This is a genomic window from Neobacillus drentensis, from assembly GCF_036962765.1.
GTDB lineage: Bacteria > Bacillota > Bacilli > Bacillales > Cytobacillaceae > Neobacillus > Neobacillus drentensis_C.
Genome location: NZ_JBALOS010000190.1, coordinates 1 through 5,698, shown reverse-complemented (window position 1 = coordinate 5,698; position 5,698 = coordinate 1). Strand labels below are relative to the sequence as shown.

The window sequence follows — 5,698 nt, the reverse complement described above, 5'->3', positions numbered from 1 at the left end:
ATGCAATTTTTGCCGGTAATAAAATATTAAAGGTGGTTCCTTTATTTGGTTCACTTTCGACAAATACTTTTCCATTATGGCTTTCAATGATCTTGAAACTTACCATCAATCCTAAGCCGTTCCCATTCTTTTTGGTTGTGTAAAAAGGTTCCCCGAGTTTCTTTAATTTCTCTTTGGAAATTCCCACACCTGTGTCTTGAATGGAAATTTGAACATTGTTATCGTGGATGATTGTTTTAACATGGAGTTCACCACCATTAGGCATAGCTTCGATTCCATTTTTAATGAAGTTTAGAAATACTTGTTTTAAACGGTTTTCATCACATTCAATTTGAATGAGTTCCTGATTGCAATCAAAAGTCAAACGAACATTTTTCTTTCTTGCTTCAAATTCAAGCAGAGAGACGACGTTTTTAATAACTGGAACGACATTTTTTTCTTCTAATTCAACGGCTTTTGGTTTAGCTAATACCATAAAGTCCTCAACAATCGTATTCACACGTTCAATTTCATCGAGAATAATACCCAAGAACTCTAATCGTTCTGGATCCTTTTCATCCAACTGTAAGAATTCCGCATACCCCTTCATCGAAGTTAGTGGATTGCGTATTTCATGGGCAACACCAGCTGCTAATTGACCAACTGCTGCCAATTTATCCTGACGATGAAGGACTTCTTCTGTCCTTTTCCGTTCAGTAATATCATTTCGTATTGCGAGATATTGGTATGGTTTTCCGTGATCATTCAAAAATGGAACAATCGTGGTGTCCACCCAATAATAGGTCCCATCTTTTGCTTTATTTCTAATCTCTCCTTTCCATACTCTCCCTGAACCAATTGTCTTCCAGAGGTCTTTGAAAAATTCTTTTGAATGGAAACCTGAATTTAATATGTTATGGTCTTTGCCAAGAATTTCTTCCCGTTTATATTTTGAAATTTCACAGAACTTTTCATTTACACTGGTGATAATTCCTTTTGCATCGGTAAATGCAACAATCGAGGATTGATCAAGAGCAAATTTAATATCAATATTCTCTTTAATGGTATCTTTAAGATGACCCTCAGCTCTTTTTCTATCCGAAATATCTGAACGAATCGCAATATATTGAATTGGCTTGCCATTTTTATTTAAAAAAGGAACAATCGTGGTATCAACCCAGTAAAACGACCCATCCTTTGCTTTATTACGGATTTCTCCGCGCCAAATCTTACCTGAACGGATCGTAGTCCACAAATCCTTGAAGAATTCCTTAGAATGATAACCAGAGTTTAAGATCCGATGATTTTGGCCCATGATCTCTTCCTTTGAATACTTGGAAATCTCCTCAAATTTATCATTAACATATATGATTATTCCATGGGGATCTGTAATCGCAACAATAGTGGAAGCATCAAGCGCTGCTTTGATGTCCTTTAAGTTCGTATCAGTTGTCGCCAATTGTTTACTAATTAATGTACTTGATACAATTAGCCCGCCAATAATTAAAATAGACAAGAATAATACCAAATAAATAAAGAAAGGACTATCTGCACCCTCCCCATTAATCCTTTCGCTTACTGTTGTAATTAACGCTCGCTTTAGAAGAAAATGCCCTTCAATGATCGCTAACGACATAATGACCGCACTAATTGGTTTTAACCAGACCTGGTTCCCTTGGGTATAGCTTTTCGAAGAAAAAAGAATCCATAAAGAGAATAAAAAAGAAGCAAAGATTAATAGACCTGAAAAAAGGAGCAAAAAAACTTGGTACGTTATCGTTACATTCATGGCATATAAACCGATTAAATGGATTGCAAAAACGGCAAGCGTAAGAAATAAACTAGCCGAAATTAAATGATAAAATTTAATCTGTTTTCCAAATAATGATAAGAAAGCCATTCCAGTAAATGCAATCCCGATGATGATGGAAAGAACCGTTAGTGGAATGTGATAACTAGCAAACCTGTTTATATCTGCGGAAATGAGCCCAATAAAATTCATGACCCAAATCCCGATACCAATGGAAATTGTACCACCCAGAAACAGAAGCCTTTTATTTTTTTCAGTCGACTTTACTAAAGTAAACATATCTAATGCGGTGTATGATGCCATTATCGTTAAACCTATGGCAATTATTATGAATAGAGGATGAAAAGTCTCTATAATTGCATTCATTTGCCTGCATCCCCCCAAATCTATTGCTTTTCTACTATGATTGTAATGTAATGCGAATTGTTATGGAAGTCTAAAATTTTCTTCGAGCCTCAATTTCCCTTTATTTTAACCTATTTCTCACCTTTCAATGAAATGGAAAAACGGACAATTAATATTTTTTGTGATAAAAGACCTATTTTGAGGAAAAGGCAGAATTTTTTAAAAAAAGCCTACACATTTTTATTTATTTCAGCTATACTGTACTATAACAAGAAGGATATTAATAAACTGTATTAATAAAGGAGGAGTTTTATTATGTTAATGAGTCCAGTTGAGTTTTTCCGTACTTTACCAAAAAAACAATGTTCAGAGTGTGGTCAACACATGGAGGAACAAGCAGAAAGTTATTTTATGGAATGTGACAAATGTTTAGCTAAAAAAGAAGAATAGCTCTAAAAACTCTCCAATAACATTGGAGAGTTTTTTCGTTATTTCAAGAGGAACTTATGGTTATTTAAGATTTGCCTTTTAGGAGAGAATTAGGAAGGCATAATCCCTTTTCTTGATGCAAATCCTATAGATAAGGAGTTGATATGTATGGATAACAAGTCTAAATCATGGAGTAATCAAACTAGAAACCCCCTAAAAGAAACTTTTGCTAATAATACGAAAACCGTATCAGGCGAATCAGTGGATGAGCTTAGGAATCTTGAAGAAGCAAACACCTTAATCAGCGGAGATGAAATTCGCCAGCAAAATGAAAATCTATAGATAAAAAAAGACTGTCCATGATCCATGACAGTCTTTAGTCCATTATTTCAATAATTATATTTGCGGAAGTTCTCTCATTTCTTGAAGCATTTCATTACCACACATTGGGCATAGCAGGTCTTCTGCAACGAAGTCCTTTCTCATCCACCCTATACAGGCTTCATCGATGCAAGAATAGATTTCTGTATTAACCAGAATTGTTTCAATTTCTTCTTCTTTTGCTCTTTTACCGTAAAAAATGGGAACCGCCTCCTTTTTTAATAGTATGTACAAATAAGTTGCTTTTCATTTCCATAAATCCTTAGGAGTTGAGAAAAAGAATGCACAATGAAAAAAGATATACAAAAGTTGGAACGGATATTGAAGAAGTTAAGAGGTTAAATAGCCAATCAGGCATGAGCTATAATGAAGTCAAGAAATTACTTGCGGAAAGATACCTTAATAATAAAAAGGAATAGTAAATAGCAGGAAAAAATCCACAAACTCCCTTAAAGGGAAACTTGTGGATTTTTTTAATTAGCACTGTTAAACTTGCCTGTTGATTTCCGCTCCAGGCGCGTGCGGTTCGCGGGCGGTCCGGGGAGCCTCCTCGTCGCTGCGCTCCTGCGGGGTCTCCCCTGCCCCGTCCTCCCGCAGGAGTCTTCGCGCCTTCCTCTCCAATCAACAGGGTGCCAAAATCAACAATAAGCTTTAACACACCCTTTTAATTAGAGTTAAAAGTTACCTTCTTTATATTCAATCGATATATGTTCTTGATGTCCTTTCGAAAGCAGCTTATCATTTTTACGGTTTTCCTTCGATTCAAAAATAATGTTGAAATCGTAATCATCTGGGTATAGTTCTTTTGCTGCAATATATAAATTAATTCTTTTGTGGTTAATTGTATGCTTTTGCCCTTTGATTTGCACAACGTAATTTCCAAGAGTGTCAGGACCCATATAGATTATCCCAAACTCATTTGTAGGTGTAATTTTTACATTATCCCCCTGTTGAAAAAGCGGGACTTTTACCTCCGGTTTTGATTTGTTCCTATCGTTTTGATATTTATTAATAATCACCTGTTTTTCCAATTCCTTAAGTTTCCATGCATCTGTTATATCAGTTGTATATTTCTTTTCCTCTTTATAAGTGATCGTATGAGCCCTTTCAAGAATTTTCGGATGAATCCCAAGTTTTAACGAAATTGCAAAGGCCTGGCTTTCTCCTCCTCTTCCAATCGTTAAGCGATATGTGGGACTTAAAGTGGTGAGATCGAACTCCATTGATCCATTAATAAATCCAGGATGCGTTTCGGCAAGTACTTTGATTTCACTATAATGGGTTGTTGCGAGAATGGTTGCCCCCTTTTCATACAAAGTTTCTAAAATCGCGGTAGCCAGCCCCATGCCCTCCCCAGGGTCTGTTCCAGAACCTAACTCATCTAATAAAACCAAGGTTCGATGCTGGGTTTCCTTTAAGATTTCGATGATATTAACAATTCGTGAGCTAAATGTACTTAAATTTTCCGTGATACTTTGCCCATCCCCAATATCCACTAAAATTCGTTCAAAGATATTCAAATTACTTTCTGGGGCTGCCGGAATATGGAGACCGCATTGGATCATTAAGGTCAATAGGCCAGCCGTTTTAATCGTTACCGTTTTCCCGCCAGTATTTGGACCGGTAATGACCAAAGCGTGCTCGCCATAACCGAGAGTAAAGGAAAGCGGGACAGCCTTATCTCCTAATAACGGGTGTTTTGCATCAATTAAATTCAATTGACCAGATTCATTTATACCCACTTTTGATCCATTTATCGAACGGCTATGCTTGGCCTTTGCAAATAAAAAATCGTAATGAACCATGGTTTCGATCGCAAGTCGAATTTGTCGCTCCTTTTCTTCAACCAACCCTGTTAAATAGGTTAAAACCTTTTGAACTTCCACTTCTTCATCAGCGAATAACCAATTTAATTGATCTTGATAAGTTGCAATTTCTTCAGGTTCTATAAAAAGAGTAGAACCAGAAGCAGAGGTATCAAATACCACTCCTTTTATTTTGTTCCGATATTCCTTCTTAATCGGGATTACATACCTGCCATTTCTTTGACTGATCACATTCTCTTGCAAATAATTTTTATATTTATTGGAGCGAATCGACTGAAGTGTTTTTTCTTTAAGCCTTTCCTCTTGAATTGCTATTTGTTTCCTTACTTTTAATAACTCTTTACTAGCATAGTCATCAACATGACCATTTCTAATACAGCGGATAATCTCACTCGCAAGCTCCGGCAATTCTTCAATTCCATCAACGTAGGAAGAAACTCTTGGTGCATAATAAACTTTATCTTTCATGTATCTTCGCATCTTTCCGCAGCAATCCAAAAAATCATAAAGCTTAGCCAGTTGGTCAGCCCTTAGTGCTACTCCTTTATTCATGTTATTCAATAAAGCATCCATCCCATCCAAGCCATGCACAGGAACACTAGCACTTTTTTGTAAAATTTCTACCGCCTCAGATACCTCATCAAGCCAGGCTGCTATTTGCTTCAAGTTGGTTGATGGTGTTAGGCACTCAATTTTTTCCTTACCTTCTTTGGTTAAGGCAAAATTTGCAATAATGTCTTTGATTTGTTGAAATTCTAAAATATTGAGAGTATGCTGATTCACTTTTAATAACCTCCTAAGAATAAGGCTCTGTTAAACTTGCCTGTTGATTTCCGCTCCAGGCGCTTCGCTTTCCGCGGGCGGTCCGGGGAGCCTCCTCGTCGCTGCGCTCCTGCGGGGTCTCCCCTGCCCCGTCCTCCCGCAGGAG

6 protein-coding genes are annotated in these 5,698 nt (G+C 36.9%); 3 read left to right on the top strand and 3 right to left on the bottom strand.

Annotated elements, in window-relative coordinates; translation table 11 throughout:
• On the bottom strand, window positions 1-2,155 hold a 2,155-nt coding region (locus V7137_RS21730), incomplete at its 3' end, for a PAS domain S-box protein (protein WP_335700000.1).
• A 294-nt stretch (window positions 2,156-2,449) separates the two neighbouring features.
• Between V7137_RS21730 and yhfH the strand changes: the two genes are divergently transcribed.
• Together yhfH and V7137_RS21720 are read left to right on the top strand one after the other, a co-directional pair.
• Window positions 2,450-2,584: a protein YhfH gene (gene yhfH / locus V7137_RS21725; RefSeq protein ID WP_218348664.1), complete on the top strand. Its 135-nt coding sequence runs from the start codon at window positions 2,450-2,452 to the stop codon at window positions 2,582-2,584.
• Window positions 2,585-2,731: 147 nt separating this feature from the next.
• A complete protein-coding gene (locus tag V7137_RS21720; RefSeq protein WP_335699999.1) occupies window positions 2,732-2,905 on the top strand; it encodes a hypothetical protein in 174 nt (57 codons plus the stop codon).
• Window positions 2,906-2,959: 54 nt separating this feature from the next.
• On the opposite strand, the gene V7137_RS21715 is transcribed toward V7137_RS21720, so the two are convergent.
• Complete coding sequence (locus V7137_RS21715; RefSeq protein ID WP_335699998.1) at window positions 2,960-3,178, bottom strand: cold-inducible protein YdjO-related protein; 219 nt, start codon at window positions 3,176-3,178, stop codon at window positions 2,960-2,962.
• A 47-nt stretch (window positions 3,179-3,225) separates the two neighbouring features.
• Here V7137_RS21715 and V7137_RS21710 point away from each other — a divergent pair, with 47 nt between their 5' ends.
• The gene (locus tag V7137_RS21710; RefSeq protein ID WP_335699997.1) at window positions 3,226-3,363 is read left to right on the top strand and encodes a hypothetical protein; all 138 of its coding nucleotides are present in this window, start codon (window positions 3,226-3,228) and stop codon (window positions 3,361-3,363) included.
• A gap of 255 nt (window positions 3,364-3,618) precedes the next feature.
• On the opposite strand, the gene V7137_RS21705 is transcribed toward V7137_RS21710, so the two are convergent.
• Entirely contained in the window at window positions 3,619-5,553 is a 1,935-nt protein-coding gene (locus V7137_RS21705) for an endonuclease MutS2 (RefSeq protein ID WP_335699996.1), read from the bottom strand.
• Window positions 5,554-5,698: the final 145 nt, after the last annotated feature.

Bases quoted from the DNA above. Each gene is read 5' to 3' on its own strand.
- yhfH (WP_218348664.1), top strand. From the start codon at position 2,450: ATGTTAATGAGTCCAGTTGAGTTTTTCCGTACTTTACCAAAAAAACAA.
- V7137_RS21720 (WP_335699999.1), top strand. From the start codon at position 2,732: ATGGATAACAAGTCTAAATCATGGAGTAATCAAACTAGAAACCCCCTA.
- V7137_RS21710 (WP_335699997.1), top strand. From the start codon at position 3,226: ATGCACAATGAAAAAAGATATACAAAAGTTGGAACGGATATTGAAGAA.